At 60.4% G+C, this 15,991-nt stretch carries 14 protein-coding genes; 7 read left to right on the top strand and 7 right to left on the bottom strand.

The genetic code is table 11. The features are described 5' to 3' along the window. The first annotated feature begins 132 nt into the window (after window positions 1–132). The 4 genes from purL to QK293_RS25470 all read left to right on the top strand — a co-directional run bounded on the left by purL (window position 133) and on the right by QK293_RS25470 (window position 5,608). Window positions 133–4,029, top strand: a complete 3,897-nt coding sequence (purL, locus tag QK293_RS25485; protein ID WP_282382549.1) for a phosphoribosylformylglycinamidine synthase — start codon at window positions 133–135, stop codon at window positions 4,027–4,029. A 5-nt stretch (window positions 4,030–4,034) separates the two neighbouring features. Further along, complete coding sequence (locus QK293_RS25480) at window positions 4,035–4,346, top strand: YqfO family protein (RefSeq protein ID WP_282382547.1); 312 nt, start codon at window positions 4,035–4,037, stop codon at window positions 4,344–4,346. Window positions 4,347–4,530: 184 nt separating this feature from the next. After that, the gene (locus tag QK293_RS25475; protein ID WP_282382545.1) at window positions 4,531–5,169 is read left to right on the top strand and encodes a DUF6036 family nucleotidyltransferase; all 639 of its coding nucleotides are present in this window, start codon (window positions 4,531–4,533) and stop codon (window positions 5,167–5,169) included. Continuing rightward, on the top strand, window positions 5,153–5,608 hold the full coding sequence (locus tag QK293_RS25470; RefSeq protein ID WP_282382543.1) for a hypothetical protein: 456 nt from the start codon (window positions 5,153–5,155) through the stop codon (window positions 5,606–5,608). Before QK293_RS25475 ends, QK293_RS25470 begins: the two co-directional genes overlap by 17 nt. Before the next feature lie 77 nt (window positions 5,609–5,685). Here QK293_RS25470 and nagE read toward each other — a convergent pair whose 3' ends face one another. From nagE to QK293_RS25435, 7 genes are all read right to left on the bottom strand, one after another. Continuing rightward, on the bottom strand, window positions 5,686–7,401 hold the full coding sequence (nagE, locus tag QK293_RS25465) for an N-acetylglucosamine-specific PTS transporter subunit IIBC (protein WP_282382541.1): 1,716 nt from the start codon (window positions 7,399–7,401) through the stop codon (window positions 5,686–5,688). Window positions 7,402–7,447: 46 nt separating this feature from the next. Continuing rightward, complete coding sequence (gene ptsP / locus QK293_RS25460; protein ID WP_282382539.1) at window positions 7,448–9,964, bottom strand: phosphoenolpyruvate--protein phosphotransferase; 2,517 nt, start codon at window positions 9,962–9,964, stop codon at window positions 7,448–7,450. A 144-nt stretch (window positions 9,965–10,108) separates the two neighbouring features. Beyond that, on the bottom strand, window positions 10,109–11,131 hold the full coding sequence (locus tag QK293_RS25455; protein WP_282382536.1) for an SIS domain-containing protein: 1,023 nt from the start codon (window positions 11,129–11,131) through the stop codon (window positions 10,109–10,111). Further along, entirely contained in the window at window positions 11,112–12,218 is a 1,107-nt protein-coding gene (gene nagA / locus QK293_RS25450; RefSeq protein WP_282382533.1) for an N-acetylglucosamine-6-phosphate deacetylase, read from the bottom strand. Before nagA ends, QK293_RS25455 begins: the two co-directional genes overlap by 20 nt. A gap of 31 nt (window positions 12,219–12,249) precedes the next feature. Beyond that, entirely contained in the window at window positions 12,250–12,981 is a 732-nt protein-coding gene (locus tag QK293_RS25445; RefSeq protein ID WP_008151596.1) for a GntR family transcriptional regulator, read from the bottom strand. Window positions 12,982–13,273: 292 nt separating this feature from the next. Further along, window positions 13,274–13,777, bottom strand: coding sequence for a L,D-transpeptidase family protein (locus QK293_RS25440; protein ID WP_282382529.1), 504 nt, complete (start codon window positions 13,775–13,777; stop codon window positions 13,274–13,276). A gap of 64 nt (window positions 13,778–13,841) precedes the next feature. After that, the gene (locus QK293_RS25435; protein WP_282382526.1) at window positions 13,842–14,393 is read right to left on the bottom strand and encodes an NUDIX hydrolase; all 552 of its coding nucleotides are present in this window, start codon (window positions 14,391–14,393) and stop codon (window positions 13,842–13,844) included. A 146-nt stretch (window positions 14,394–14,539) separates the two neighbouring features. Here QK293_RS25435 and QK293_RS25430 point away from each other — a divergent pair, with 146 nt between their 5' ends. The 3 genes from QK293_RS25430 to QK293_RS25420 all read left to right on the top strand — a co-directional run bounded on the left by QK293_RS25430 (window position 14,540) and on the right by QK293_RS25420 (window position 15,943). Further along, window positions 14,540–15,139, top strand: a complete 600-nt coding sequence (locus QK293_RS25430) for a CoA pyrophosphatase (protein WP_282382524.1) — start codon at window positions 14,540–14,542, stop codon at window positions 15,137–15,139. Window positions 15,140–15,206: 67 nt separating this feature from the next. Beyond that, complete coding sequence (locus tag QK293_RS25425) at window positions 15,207–15,731, top strand: gamma carbonic anhydrase family protein (protein WP_007954617.1); 525 nt, start codon at window positions 15,207–15,209, stop codon at window positions 15,729–15,731. Next, window positions 15,728–15,943, top strand: a complete 216-nt coding sequence (locus QK293_RS25420; RefSeq protein WP_282382523.1) for a DUF1289 domain-containing protein — start codon at window positions 15,728–15,730, stop codon at window positions 15,941–15,943. Before QK293_RS25425 ends, QK293_RS25420 begins: the two co-directional genes overlap by 4 nt. Window positions 15,944–15,991: the final 48 nt, after the last annotated feature.

The following is a 15,991-nucleotide window of genomic DNA, read 5'->3' as shown; positions in this document are numbered from 1 at the left end:
CCTTGTTTCAGGCCCAAACACCCGGCCCGACGCCCGGGTGTAGCCGCCCGTACCGTTTCGGGTGATGTCGCGGGCTGTTTAGGCTAGAATGCACGGCCTCAAAGCACACCCCTTCCCGAGGCTGTCCCGAAGATGTTGATCCTGCGCGGCGCTCCTGCCCTTTCTGCCTTTCGCCACAGCAAACTCCTTGAGCAACTGAGCCAGAAGGTCCCGGCTGTCAGTGGCTTGTATGCTGAATTCGCTCACTTCGCTGAAGTCACCGGCGTCCTGACCGGCGACGAACAGCAGGTGCTCGCGCGCCTTCTGAAGTACGGCCCAAGTGTTCCGGTACAAGAGCCGACCGGTCGTCTGTTCCTGGTGTTGCCGCGTTTCGGCACCATCTCGCCATGGTCCAGTAAAGCCAGCGACATCGCTCGCAACTGCGGCCTGACGAAAATCCAGCGCCTGGAACGCGGCATTGCGTTCTACGTCGCCGGCCAGTTCAGCGACGCCCAAGCGCAGCTAATCTCCGATGCGCTGCATGACCGCATGACCCAGATCGTATTGGGCAACCTCGAACAAGCCGCCGGCCTGTTCCGCCACGCCGAGCCGAAGCCGCTGACCGCGATCGACGTCTTGGGTGGCGGCCGTGCCGCGCTGGAAAAAGCCAACACCGAGCTGGGCCTGGCCCTGGCTGAAGACGAAATCGACTACCTGGTCAACGCCTTCGTCGACCTGAAGCGCAACCCGCACGACATCGAATTGATGATGTTCGCCCAAGCGAACTCCGAGCACTGCCGTCACAAGATCTTCAACGCCAGTTGGGACATCGATGGTCAGAGCCAGGAAAAAAGCCTGTTCGGCATGATCAAGAACACCTACGTGATGCACAGCGAAGGCGTGCTGTCGGCTTACAAGGACAACGCTTCGGTGATCGTCGGTAACGTCGCCGGCCGTTTCTTCCCGGACCCTGAAACCCGCCAGTACGGTGCGGTACAGGAACCGGTGCACATCCTGATGAAAGTCGAAACTCACAACCACCCGACTGCGATTGCCCCGTTCCCGGGCGCGTCCACCGGTAGCGGCGGCGAGATTCGCGACGAAGGCGCTACCGGTCGTGGCGCCAAGCCAAAGGCTGGCCTGACCGGTTTCACCGTATCGAACTTGCAGATCCCTGGCTTCGAACAGCCGTGGGAAGTGCCGTACGGCAAGCCTGAGCGCATCGTTACCGCGCTGGACATCATGATCGAAGGCCCACTGGGTGGCGCCGCGTTCAACAACGAATTCGGTCGTCCGGCCCTGACCGGTTATTTCCGTACCTTCGAACAGTCGATCACCACCCCGCGTGGCGACGAAGTTCGCGGTTACCACAAGCCGATCATGCTGGCCGGCGGCATGGGCAACATCCGTGCCGAACACGTGCAGAAAGGCGAGATCACCGTTGGCTCCAAGCTGATCGTGCTCGGTGGCCCGGCGATGTTGATCGGCCTGGGCGGCGGTGCGGCTTCCTCCATGGCCACGGGCACCAGCTCGGCAGACCTGGACTTCGCTTCCGTACAACGCGAAAACCCTGAGATGGAACGTCGCTGCCAGGAAGTCATCGACCGTTGCTGGCAGTTGGGTGAACGCAACCCGATCAGCTTCATCCACGACGTGGGCGCGGGCGGTCTGTCCAACGCCTTCCCGGAGCTGGTCAACGACGGCAACCGTGGTGGTCGCTTCGAACTGCGCAACATTCCAAACGACGAGCCGGGTATGGCCCCGCACGAAATCTGGAGTAACGAATCCCAGGAACGCTACGTTCTGGCGGTCGGCCCGGCGGACTTCGAACGCTTCCAGGCGATCTGCGAGCGCGAGCGCTGCCCGTTTGCCGTCGTCGGCGAAGCCACTGCCGAGCCGCAACTGACGGTCACCGACAGCCACTTCGGCAACAGCCCGGTGGACATGCCACTCGAAGTGCTGCTGGGCAAAGCCCCGCGCATGCACCGTTCGGCCGTTCGTGAAAACGAACTGGGCGACGACTTCGATCCGTCGACGCTTGAGATTGCAGATTGCGTAGAGCGCGTTCTGCATCACCCTGCCGTGGCGAGCAAAAGCTTCCTGATCACCATCGGTGACCGCACCATCACCGGCCTCGTTGCCCGGGATCAGATGGTCGGCCCGTGGCAGGTTCCGGTGGCCGACGTTGCCGTCACCGCGACCAGCTTCGACGTTTACACCGGTGAAGCCATGGCCATGGGCGAGCGCACTCCGCTGGCACTGCTGGACGCTCCGGCGTCGGGTCGCATGGCCATCGGCGAAACCCTGACTAACATTTGTGCCTCGCGCATCAACAAGATCTCCGACATCAAACTGTCGGCCAACTGGATGTCCGCTGCCGGTCACCCAGGTGAAGACGCGCGACTGTACGACACCGTGAAAGCGGTCGGCATGGAACTGTGCCCTGAGCTGGGCATTACCATTCCGGTGGGCAAGGACTCCATGTCCATGGCAACCCGCTGGAACGACGAAGGCGTCGACAAGACCGTAACGTCGCCGATGTCCCTGATCGTGACCGGTTTCGCGCCTGTGGCTGACATCCGTCAGACCCTGACGCCGGAACTGCGCATGGACAAGGGCACCACCGACCTGATCCTGATCGATCTGGGCCGTGGCCAGAACCGCATGGGCGCCTCGATCCTGGCCCAGGTTCACGGCAAGCTCGGCTCGCAAGCGCCGGACGTTGACGATTCCGAAGACCTCAAAGCCTTCTTCGCGGTGATCCAGGGCCTCAACGCCGACGGTCACCTGCTGGCTTACCACGACCGTTCCGACGGTGGTCTGCTGACCAGCGTGGTGGAAATGGCCTTCGCCGGTCACTGCGGCCTGAGTTTGAACCTCGACGGTCTGGCAGAAACCTCCGCCGACATCGCCGCGATTCTGTTCAACGAAGAACTGGGCGCTGTGATCCAGGTTCGTCAGGACGCTACGCCGGACATTCTTGCGCAGTTCAGCGCGGCCGGTCTGGGTGACTGCGTTTCGGTGGTCGGTCAGCCGATGAACAACGGCCAGATCAACATCACCTTCAACGGCGAAACCGTGTTCGAAGGTCAGCGTCGTCTGCTGCAACGTCAGTGGGCTGAAACCAGCTACCAGATCCAGCGTCTGCGTGATAACGCGGACTGCGCCGAACAAGAGTTCGACGTGCTGCTGGAAGAAGACAACCCGGGCCTGAGCGTCAAGCTGAGCTACGACGTCAACCAGGACGTCGCCGCGCCTTACATCAAGAAAGGCATCCGCCCACAAGTTGCCGTACTGCGTGAGCAGGGCGTCAACGGTCAGGTGGAAATGGCGGCTGCGTTCGACTGCGCCGGTTTCAACGCGATCGACGTGCACATGAGCGACATTCTGGCCGGCCGTGTCGACTTGAACGAGTTCAAAGGTCTGGTGGCCTGCGGCGGTTTCTCCTACGGCGACGTCCTGGGTGCCGGCGAAGGCTGGGCCAAGTCCGCGCTGTTCAACAGCCGCGCTCGCGATGCGTTCCAGGGCTTCTTCGAACGTAATGACAGCTTCACCCTCGGCGTGTGCAACGGTTGCCAGATGATGTCCAACCTGCACGAGCTGATTCCGGGCAGCGAGTTCTGGCCGCACTTTGTGCGTAACCGTTCCGAGCAATTCGAAGCACGTGTGGCGATGGTTCAGGTCCAGGAATCGAACTCGATCTTCCTGCAAGGCATGGCCGGTTCGCGCATGCCGATCGCCATCGCTCACGGCGAAGGTCATGCCGAGTTCGAAAGCGAAGAAGCGCTCCTGGAAGCCGATCTGTCGGGTTGCGTGGCGATGCGTTTCGTCGACAACCACGGCAAGGTTACCGAAAACTACCCGGCCAACCCGAACGGCTCGCCGCGTGGGATCACCGGTTTGACCAGCCGTGACGGTCGCGTGACCATCATGATGCCGCACCCGGAGCGTGTGTTCCGCGCGGTGCAGAACTCGTGGCGTTCGGAAGACTGGAACGAAGACGCACCTTGGATGCGTATGTTCCGTAATGCTCGCGTCTGGGTGAACTAAGCGCGATGTATAAGCTCAGTTTTTATGTTCCTGCCAGCCATGTCGAGGTGGTCAAAAGCGCTGTGTTCGCCGCGGGTGGTGGGCGGATCGGGGCTTATGATCACTGCGCGTGGCAGGTGTTGGGTCTGGGTCAGTTTCGGCCTTTGGATGGCAGTCAGCCGTTTATTGGTGAGGCGGGGCAGGTCGAACAGGTTGAGGAATGGAAGGTTGAGCTTGTGGTCCGTGATGAGTTGATTCGCTCTGTGGTGGTGGCTCTGAAGCAGAGCCACCCCTACGAGACGCCGGCTTATGAGGTGTGGCGGTTGGAGGATTTTTGATCTTCCGGGCTGCTGAAATGAGAAACCCGCTGAATGAGCGTTCAGCGGGTTTTTTGTTGTTCGGGATTTAATAACGGCTACATCGCTCGAGGAAATATCCGACAACCTTTTCAGGTTGTCCGTCGGAAGTGCCAAGTCCAGCCTTTGTCCATCACAAACACTTCAATCCACTTGAGGTTCAAAGATGGAATTGCCGGACGCAATTACTCCCAGGGTTAACTCGAACACCGCGCTTGGGCAGGCGCTAATTTCGATGTTCAAATCCGTCGAGTTGGAACTAGTCGGTGAGCGGGCAGAGCCAGGGGCGGTCAAGGTTATCGTGTTCGGAGGGTGCGCCGTTCACCTCTACACTCATCACCGCGTGTCAACTGATGTTGACGCTGAGATTTACTATGCAAATCTCCCACAGAGTCTTCACCTGCAGACCTTGCTCGCAGAAGTACCTGAACAATTTGTTGATGAGCAATCCGGCCGATTGATGGAGCTGAACTACGACCTTCAATACAACACCAGTTTCGGTCCAATTCATGAAGACTACTGGGAACGGAGTCTTCCCCTTGCAGATTTCTCCATAGAGTCACCGCTGCATGTCCATATTGCTGCTCCTGTCGACATCGCAATATCCAAACTAGGTAGAGCGACAGACCAGGATATTGGCGACGTCATGGCGCTGCTCCGGGCGGGTTTTATACTGACCACTGAACTCCGTCGTCTGGCATTGCAGGCAATTGATGTATATGTTGGCAACAAAGAGCCACCGACCTCCGTTCTCACCAATATCTTGCAAGATTACCTGGAGACTACAGATGGCGACGCCCCATAGCGGCCACGTCCTCTCATCCGCCTTGGACACCTTGGTCAAAAAACCTTTGAATCAAGCAGATGACGCTGCGCTGGTGCGCGCAGCTAAAGTTGTCTGGTATTCGAAGGATGACCTTGTGAGTGAAGTCGAAGCCTTCCTGAGTCTTCACGCTGACGAGCTCGAAGTTCGCCGCGCAGGTTACTTGCTCGAGCGGTTCACGCGCTTTGCATGTGTTTCTGATAGCCGTGTCTTGGAAGCCTTCGGCGCTCTTAAGCTTTTTTTACGCTCGACGTCCAGACTGGAAGTGAGGTCGCAGGTAGCGACTGTTCCGCTTCGCAAGCGCCGCGATGAGCTCGCGGCTTCTTGGGGGCTGAGTGAGGGGCTTGGTCTTAAGGCGCAGACTCTCATGCCTTTCCAGACTCGACATTACGAAGCTGAGCAGCACGCCACGTCTGCTTGAGTTTATGTGGTACTACGCCGAACCATAGATGTGGGAGCGAGCTTGCTCGCGATGACTGACTTTCAGGCGCGAACAATCTAAACCTTGGCTCTCACCTCACTACGATTAACCAACGCCTCCAGCGCCCCACTCAAACTCGGCGCCTTGTCACCAATCAGTAGATGCCAAACCCCTCCGTCCAACTGGCTGACGCCCTGGCAACCCAGCGTCTTCAAATCACACTCCGACAACGCCTTGCCATCCGCCAATTGCAATCGAATCCGGGTCATGGCGATGCAATCCATCTGCAGTACGTTCTCGCCGCCACCCAAAGCGTTCAGCCATTGCTGTGCTTCTGAATTCGCTACCGCAGCAGGTTTCGGCGTATCGATAACAGCAGGAGGGGAGGAAACAAGTGCGCGCCCCAAGGCCGGCATCGCCAATCGAATCTCATCAGCAATGCTGTCCGCCATCGGCCCGACCACCACCTGCAAACTCCCGCCCTTGCCTGGCCGCACCACCGCCATCGCGCCCAGTGCTTTCAGCTCCGCATCGTTTGCCTTGTTGCGATCCACCATGTCCAGCCGTAGCCGCGTGGTGCACGCACCTACGGTGATCAAATTCTGCGCACCACCCAACGCCTTGATGTAAGCCCCGGCCCGCTCATTCTCGGCGACCACAACCTTGTCGCCCATCGGCACCTCTTCGCGCCCCGGCGTCTTGAGATTGAACCGGCGAATGCAGAAATCAAATACCACGTAGTAAATCACCGCATACGCCAAGCCAACCGGTACCACCAACCAGCCGTTGGTGGATTTACCCCAGCCGAGAATCATGTCGATGAAGCCACCGGAAAACGTAAACCCGAGGTGAATGTTCAGCAGGTTGGTGATCGCCATCGACAGGCCAGTCAGCAACGCATGCACTAGATAAAGCAGCGGTGCGAGGAACATGAAGGCGAATTCGATCGGTTCCGTCACACCCGTTAAAAACGACGTCAGCGCCATCGACAGGAAGATCCCGCCCATGACCTTGCGGCGCTCCGGCAAGGCATTGCGGTACATCGCCAGGCACGCGGCGGGCAGGCCGAAGATCATCATCGGGAACATTCCGGTCATGAACTGGCCGCCCTTCGGGTCGCCGGCGAAGTAGCGCGACAGGTCGCCGGTGACGATGGCGCCCGTGGTCGGGTCGGTGAAGTTGCCGAAGACGAACCACGCCATGTTGTTGAGGATGTGATGCAGCCCGGTGACGATCAGCAGGCGGTTGAACACGCCGAAGACGAACGCGCCGAAGCTGCCGCTCTCCATCATCAACGTGCCGAAGCTGTTGATGCCGTGCTGGATCGGTGGCCAGATCAGGCCGAAGATTACGCCGAGGCCGACGGCGGCGAACCCGGTGACAATCGGCACGAAGCGCCGACCACCGAAGAACGCCAGGTATTCCGGCAGCTTGATGTCCTTGAATCGGTTATACAGCGCGCCAGCCATCAAGCCGCTGATGATCCCGGCGAGCATGCCCATGTTGATGCTCGCGTCGAGCACCTTGAGGGTGGAGATCATCACCAGGTAGCCAATCACTCCGGCGAGGCCTGCCGTGCCGTTGTTGTCCTTGGCGAAACCGACCGCGATGCCGATGGCGAAGATCATTGCCAGGTTGGCGAAGATCACCTGGCCGGCGTCGTGAATGATTGCGATGTTCAGCAGGTCGGTGTCACCCAAACGCAGCAACAGACCGGCAATCGGCAGGATCGCGATCGGCAGCATCAGCGCGCGGCCGAGGCGCTGCAGGCCTTCGATGAAGTATTGGTACATGGCGGTTCTCCCTGTGTTCTTTTTGTTTTAGAGCTGTTGTAGTTGTTCAGCTCAGAGGCCATTGCTGGTGACAGGCGTGACGCACCGCGCTGGCGCTGCTCAGTTTGAGCAGGTCCTGGCTGATGCGGCGGCATTCGGTGGCGTCGAGGTGGCGCACGCGGTCCTTGATTTCACCGATCTGCACCAGGCTGACCGACAACTCGCTGACCCCCAGGCCAATCAGGACCGGCGTGGCCAGCGGATCAGAGGCGAGTGCGCCGCAGACGCCGACCCAGCGGTTATGCACCGCAGCACCGGCGCAGGTCTGGGCGATCAATCGCAGCAATGCCGGGTGCAGGGCGTCGACCCGCGAGGCGAGGCCGGCGTGGTCGCGGTCCATGGCCAGGGTGTATTGGGACAAATCGTTGGTGCCGATGGACAGGAAGTCCGCGTGTTCGGCCAGTTGCTCGGCCAGCAATGCGGCGGCGGGGACTTCAATCATCACGCCCAGCTCAGGGCGCTCATTCACACCGAGTTCAGTGCACAACGCGTCGAGGCGCAGGCGGATGTGCAGCAGCTCATCGACTTCGGTGACCATCGGCAACAGGAGCCGACACCGGGAGAGCGGGCTGACATGCAGCAGCGCGCGCAGTTGCTGATCGAGCAATTCCGGGCGGACCTGAGCCAGACGAATGCCACGCAAGCCCAGCACCGGATTGGCCTCGGCCGGCAGCGGCAGGTAGTCGAGTTGCTTGTCACCGCCGACGTCGATGGTACGGATGATCACCGACTTGTCGCCCATGGCGTCGAGCACGGCCTGGTAGGCGACGCGCTGTTCCTGTTCGTCCGGCGCTGTGTGGCGGTCGACGAAGAGGAACTCGGTGCGCAGCAGGCCGACGCCGTCGGCGCCATTGGCCAGGGCATCTGCCGCTTCAGCGCTGGAGGCCACGTTGGCGGCAACTTCAATCTGCAAACCGTCGAGCGTCAGCGCCGGCGTGTGAGCCTGAGCCTGCTGCTCGGCGCGGCGCTGTTGATGATCGAGTCGCACCTGATGCACCTCGGCCAACCGTTCGGCATTTGGCATCAGTTCGAGACGACCGCCATCGGCATCCAGCACAACCGCTTGGCCTTGTGGCTGATCCAGCAGCGTCGAACCCAGTGCAACCAGGCACGGCAAGCCTTTGCCGCGAGCGAGAATGGCGACATGAGAAGTTGCGCCGCCCTCGGCCATGCACAACCCGGCGACACCTTGCTGGCTCAATTGCAGCAAGTCGGACGGCGTCAGTTCATGCGCGGCGACGATCGCGCCGGCCGGTACGTCGTAGTGCCAGATTTCGCCGAGCAGGGCGCGCAGCACGCGTTGTTTGAGGTCGCGAAGATCGTTGGCGCGTTCGGCCAACAACGGGCTACCGAGTTGCTGGAGAACCTCGCACTGCACGTCGATCGATTGACTCCAGGCGTGGGTCGCGGCCATGCCTTGGTCGATGGAAGTGTTGGCGGCGTCCAGCAGCGCCGGGTCTTCGAGCAAGGCGAGGTGGGCGGCGAAGATCGCTTCTTCGTCGGTGTTTTTATGTTTCCTGGCTTGGGCCAGTGTGTGGTCGATTTCGCTGCGCACGACGGTCAGTGCAGTGGCGAGGGTTTTCAGTTGTTGCTCGGGATCATGGTGGCCGGCGTCCACCGGCAGGCTGATGGCGTTCAAGCGAAACAACGGCCCACCCACCAAGCCGGGAGCGGCGCAGACGCCGTGCAGCACACCGGCTTCGGCTGCCCTATTACGCTGAGAAATCGATGTCGGCGCCGCGACGTGGCTGTCTTCGGCCAGCGCTGTGGACAAGGCGATCAGCAACGCTTGCAATGCCGCTTCGGCGTCCGGGCCCTGGCAGCTGACTTGAACCTCGTCCTGCTCGCCGACGGCCAAACCCATCAGCCCGATCAAGCTGTCGCAGGTCGCGGATTTGCCGGCGAAATGCAGCTGCGATTTACTCTTGAACCCTTGCGCTGTCTGACGAATCAGCGCCGCCGGCCGGGCGTGCAGACCGCCACGGTGGGCGATGCGAATGTGGCCGTAAATCTCTTCTCCCGACAACTCCATTTCAGTCAGCGCATCGGGTGCGTGTCGACGAATGATGTGCAGCAATGGCTCGCCGACCTTCACTGATTTCAGCGTAATAGGCCGCGCCTGAAAGTCCTGGCTGTTGGTCAGGATCATCAAGCTGACGAGGCTTTTACATCGCTGCGCGACCTTGTCCAGGTCATAGCGCAACAGCGGTTGGCCGTTGCTGACTCGCGCACCTTCCTTGACCAGCATCGAGAAGCCTTCGCCCTGCAACTCGACGGTGTCGAGGCCCAGGTGCAATAGCAATTCGGCGCCGTTATCCGCACGCAAGGTGACGGCGTGGCCGGTGCGGGCGACGTGCACCACGACGCCGGCGCACGGTGCGTGCAGGGTGTCGTTCAGCGGATCGATGGCGATCCCGTCACCCATGGCGCCGCTGGCGAACACCGGGTCCGGGACTGTGGCGAGCGTGAGCACCGGGCCGCTGAGCGGGGCGCTGAGGGTCAGCTCTTTATTATTGTTGTGCATGGCTCGGTCTCATCAATAAAAACTACGATTCGGAGCAACTCGCCCTGTAGCAGCTGTCGAGTGAAACGAGGCTGCGATCTTTTCAACGCAGGATCAAAAGATCGCAGCCTCGTTTCACTCGACAGCTCCTACAGGGTTCTCCACTCAGTGGGTGCGGGTCACTTTGCTCAAGTGCCGCGGCTGGTCCGGGTCCATGCCACGGGCGACAGCCAGGCCTGCGGCCATGACGTAGAAACTCTGGATCGCCAGGATCGGATCAAACATCGGGTGTTCGGCGCGGCTCAGGGTGAGGTCGCGTTCGACGACGTCATCCGGCGCGGCCAGCAGGACGCGAGCACCACGCTGGCGCATGTCGGCGGCGAGGCTCAGCAAACCGGCCTGCTCGGCACCGCGTGGGGCGAAGATCAGCAGTGGATAATTTTCGTCGATCAACGCCATCGGCCCGTGACGGACCTCGGCACTGCTGAAGGCTTCGGCCTGGATCGCCGAGGTTTCCTTGAATTTCAGTGCGGCTTCCTGGGCGATGGCGAAACCGGCGCCACGGCCAATCACCATCAGGTGCTGGCAATCACGCAGGGCGTCGATGGCCACGCTCCAGTCCTGTTTCGCCGCGTCGCGCAAACCTTCCGGCAGCGCGAGGCCGGCCTCCAGTAATTCCACATCCTCTTTCCAATGGGCGATCAGACGGGCGCTGGCGCTGAGGGTGGCGATAAAACTCTTGGTCGCCGCGACGCTGTTTTCGGTGCCGGCACACAGCGGAAGGCTGAACTCACAGGCGGCCTCCAGCGGCGAACTCTCGGCATTGACCATCGAAATGCTCAGGGCGCCACGCTTGCGCAGCAGACGCATGCTGTTCACCAGATCGGGACTTTGCCCGGACTGCGAGAAGGCGAACGCCACTTGGCCGCTGACCTTCAACGGCGCTTGCTGCATGGTCACCACCGACATCGGCAACGACGCCACCGGAATGCCCAGTTGCTGCATGGTCAGGTAGGCGAAGTAACTGGCAGCATGGTCGGAGCTGCCGCGAGCGACAGTCATCGCCACTTGCGGCGGCTGACGACGCAGGCGCCCGGCGATCTCGATCATCTGTGGGTCGAGTTGTTGCAATTGGGCGTGCACGGCCTCGCTCGAGGACAGCGCCTCTTCAAGCATTTTTGAAGTCAATGTCTTCTCCTTCGACCATGACGGCGGTCAGTGTGAGTGAGCGATCGAGCCGCACGCAGTCGGCCCAGCTGCCGGGTTGCAGGCGCCCGCGTTCGGTGATGCCGAGGTAGTCGGCGGGGAATTGCGAAAGACGTTGCGAGGCCTCGGCGATCGGCAAGCCGATCTTCACCAGATTGCGCAGGGCTTGATCCATAGTCAGCGTGCTGCCGGCGAGAGTGCCGTCGGGCAAGCGCACGCCACCCAGGCATTTGGTCACGGTGTGGCTGCCAAGCTTGTATTCGCCGTCGGGCATGCCGGCGGCGGCGGTGGAATCGGTGACGCAGTACAGGCATGGGATCGAGCGCAAGGCCACACGGATGGCGCCGGGGTGTACGTGCAGTAAATCCGGAATCAATTCGGCGTATGTGGCGTGAGCCAGTGCCGCGCCGACGATGCCTGGCTCGCGGTGATGCAGCGGGCTCATGGCGTTGTAGAGGTGGGTGAAACTGCTGGCGCCGGCCGCAAGCGCAGCCACGCCTTCCTCGTAACTGCCGAGCGTGTGGCCGATTTGCATGCGCACGCCGCGAGCGCTGAGGGCGCGGATCAACGCATCGTGGCCGGCGATTTCCGGGGCGATGGTGATCACCCGGATCGGCGCCAAGGCCAGGTATTCTTCGACTTCGGCCATCAACGCGGTGTGGGCGAAGTTCGGTTGGGCGCCGAGTTTTCCGGGGTTGATGTAGGGGCCTTCCAGGTGCACACCCAGTACCCGGGCACTGCCTTTTGGCCGCCACTCACAGAACTTGCCGAGGGCTTTGAGCACGCTGGAAATCTCTTCGCTCGGCGCGGTCATGGTGGTCGCCAGTATCGACGTGGTACCGAAACGCACGTGGGTTCTGGTGATGGTCTCGAAGGCGGTTGCGCCTTCCATGATGTCTTTGCCGCCACCGCCGTGAACGTGCAGGTCGATAAAACCCGGCAGCAGGTAAGACAGGTCGTTGTCGGCCGGATCGCACGGTTGGCCTTCGATCGACACGACCTTGCCGTGTTCATGAATCAGCCGGCCGCGAACCCAGCCGTGGGCGGTGAGGATGTTGTCTTCGGACATGATCGGTTCTCTCGTTTAGCGGCGTGGCTGATCAGCGGCGCAGCTCTGCAACAAAGTCGTAGTAGTCGTTGCGGCAATAGGTGTCGGTGACTTCGATCGGCGTGTTGTCTTCGAGGTAGCCGACACGGGTCATCAGCAGCATGGCGGTGCCGGGGGCGATGCCCACCAGGGCGGCGAATTCATCCGAGGCGTTGATCGCCTGAATGTGCTGCAGGGCGCGGACAATCGGCTTGCCGATGCCGTCGAGGTATTCGTAGAGGGAGTCGCCCACCGCTTGCGGCTTGGGAATGATCGAGGCGGGCAGGGTGCTCATCTCGATCGCCATGACCGTGTCGTCGGCTTTACGCAGACGTTTGAGCCGCGCGACCTTATCATTCGGCGAGAGGCCGAGGCGGATCAGTTCTTCGTGGGTCGGCGGAGTGATTTCCCGTTCCAGCCATTGGGAGCCGGGGACGAAGCCCTTCAGCCGCAGCATTTCGCTGAAACCCGAGAGGCGCGACAGCGGTTGTTCCAGGCGTGGGGTGATAAACGTGCCGGAACCTTGGTTGCGTCGGATCAGACCTTGTTCGAACAGCACTTCCAACGCCTTGCGCGCGGTGACACGGGAGATGCCCAGCATTTCGCTGAGGTTGCGCTCCGACGGCATGGCCTGTTCGGCTTTCCACTGGCCGGCATGGATCGCCGCTTCCAGGTTGCGCGCCAGTTGCAGGTACAACGGCGTGGGCTGGGTGTCGTCAGGGCGTAGGGCCTGGAGGTCATTCATGTAGGTTTGGTCCGATGCGGATATAGGTTTGTTGTCGCTCGGTGGTGAGAAGAAATTAATACCACTTAAATACCATGTCAATGCCACCACTTTGCTTTGGTCGCGGGAAAGCCTGCCCAGTTGGATAGGCTGAAGGGTTGTTGGCTTGAAGTGGTATTAGAGGTGGGGATTTCGAAAGCAAAGATCGCAGCCTTCAACAGCGCCTACGGGTGAAATTGGTATCTACCCGGTAGGCGCTGTCGCAGGCTGCGATCTTTTGATTTTTTTTTCGATGAGCGACCGAAGGTAGCCGTTACGGACGAATCTCGATCATCGTGCCGTCCGGCACCAGATTCCAGACTTCGCGCATGTCCATATTGCGCATGGCGATGCAGCCGTCGGTCCAGTCCAGCGTGTGGAACAGGTCTTCGGGGTTTTCTTCGGTGTCCGGGGTGCCGTGGATCATGATCATGCCACCGGGCTCGACGCCTTCGCGCCGGGCGCGGGCGGAGTCGCTGATGTTCGGGTAGGAGATGTGCATCGACAGGTTGAAACGGTCACTGGTCTTGCGCCAGTCCATCCAATAAAAACCTTCAGGCGTGCGTTTGTCGCCTTCCATGAGTTTCGGGCCGACGGGTCTTTTTCCCAATGAGATGCGATAGGTCTTGAGCGGTTTGCCGTCATTGATCAATTGCAATTGGTGGGCGGATTTGAGAACCAGGATTTTTTCGATGACTTTGCCGTCCAGGGTTTCCGCAACGGAAGCCTGGGAGATAACGACAAATGACAAGCAAAACAGGGCAAGCAGCCAGCGCATTGAAACGATATCCCTAAGAGGTGTCGCGACTATTAAGTTATAGGTGATTTTAGAACCAGGAGCGTTATGAGATGGCAGGCTGAGCAAGCGGCGGGATCGACTCGGACCGCACGGGGTAGACCTCGGTCCGCCGGTCAGCGAAGAAACATTCTAAGGTACGGCCCACTGTGCGGAAAGCCAGCTCGGACCAAGGGATGTCGGCTTCTTCGAAAAGCTGCACTTCCAGGCTCTCTTGACCGGCGGCAAAATCCAGGTCCGCAAGCTCGGCGCGGAAGAACACATGCACTTGGCTGATGTGCGGCACGTCGATCAACGTATAGAGGGTCAGGTTGCGTACCCGCGCGCAGGCTTCTTCGGCCGTCTCGCGAATGGCCGCCTGCTCGATGGTTTCACCGTTCTCCATGAAACCGGCGGGCAGGGTCCAATAACCGAGCCGAGGCTCGATGGCGCGTCGGCACAGCAAGACCTTGGAGCCCCAAGTCGCCACGCAACCGGCGACGATATTGGGGTTCTGGTAGTGAATCGCCTGACAGCTGTCACAGACAAAACGCAGGCGCGAATCGCCTTCTGGGATGCGCTGGGTCACCGGGTTGCCGCACTGACTGCAAAATTTCATGCTTGGGTTCCTGAATGCTGCGCCTATCTTGGCGTGCGGCGGTGTCTGTCGGCAAGTTGTCGTTTAGCGACATGCAGCGGTTATGGGGTTGGGCGGTCGGTTCGATTGGTGCATGATGCAAAGTAGAGAACAAATCGAGAAGACTCATGCTGGACGAGCTACTTCACCGGGTAAGCAACCACACGCCGCTAACCCTGGAAACCGACCGACGTTTCCCCGAAGCCGCGGTATTAGTGCCCATCACCCGCAGTGACGAACCTGAACTGGTTCTGACCCTGCGCGCCAGCGGGCTCTCGACCCATGGCGGTGAAGTGGCCTTTCCCGGTGGTCGACGTGACCCTGAAGACCCTGACCTGATTTTCACTGCGCTACGTGAGGCCCAAGAAGAAATTGGCCTGCCGCCGGGGCTGGTCGAAGTGATCGGCCCGCTGAGCCCGTTGATCTCCCTGCACGGCATCAAGGTCACCCCCTATGTCGGTGTGATTCCGGACTTTGTCGAGTACCAGGCCAACGACGCCGAGATTGCCGCAGTCTTCAGCGTACCGCTGGAGTTCTTCCGCAAGGATCCGCGCGAACACACCCATCGCATCGATTACCAGGGCCGCAGTTGGTACGTGCCGAGCTATCGCTATGGCGAGTACAAAATCTGGGGCCTCACGGCGATTATGATCGTCGAGTTGATCAACCTGCTCTATGACACCAAAATCAGCCTGCATCAGCCGCCCAATACTTTTATCGACACCTGAAGCCATCGCTCGTATGGCCTGAACCCTGCTTTTTCAAGTGAGCCTGCCTGGCCTTGAGGACAATAAGATGAAATATCGCCTGGGCGACGCCCGCGTCGAAACCCATCCGCAGAGCTGGGTCGCACCCAATGCCGTGCTGGTGGGCAAGGTCAAATTGGAAGAGGGCGCCAACGTCTGGTTCAACGCCGTGCTGCGGGGCGACAACGAGTTGATCCTGATCGGCAAGAACAGCAACGTCCAGGACGGCACGGTGATGCACACCGACATGGGTTACCCGCTGACCATCGGCACCGGCGTGACCATCGGCCATAACGCCATGCTTCATGGTTGTACGGTGGGCGATTACAGCTTGATCGGCATTAACGCGGTGATCCTCAACGGCGCGAAAATTGGCAAGAACTGCATCATTGGCGCCAACTCGCTGATCGGTGAGGGCAAGGAGATTCCAGACGGTTCGCTGGTCATGGGCTCGCCGGGCAAAGTGGTGCGCGAACTGACCGAGCCGCAGAAAAAAATGCTGGAGGCCAGCGCTGCTCACTATGTGCATAACTCGCAACGTTATGCCCGCGATCTGGTTGAGCAGGAAGAATGAACACCCCCGAACGCCCGGTTCGATCGCCCTGCGTGAATATCTGCGCGCTGGACGAGGATGATGTTTGCACCGGGTGTCAGCGCACGGTGGAAGAGATCACGTGCTGGAGCCGGATGGACAACGAGGAGCGGCGCAAGGTGTTGGGGTTGTGTCATGAGCGGGCCAAATCGAGTGGTCTGCTCTGGATGATCGGCAAAACTCCCAACCTGTAATTGGATGGACTCGCCCAAGCCGAGGCGTCAATGCGCCACGGTGGCAGT

Origin of the sequence: Pseudomonas sp. AL03, assembly GCF_029960815.1 — a bacterium.
Taxonomy (GTDB): Bacteria; Pseudomonadota; Gammaproteobacteria; order Pseudomonadales; family Pseudomonadaceae; genus Aquipseudomonas.
Note: the sequence above shows the minus strand (reverse complement) of the source record. Positions and strands in the feature narration are given on the sequence as shown.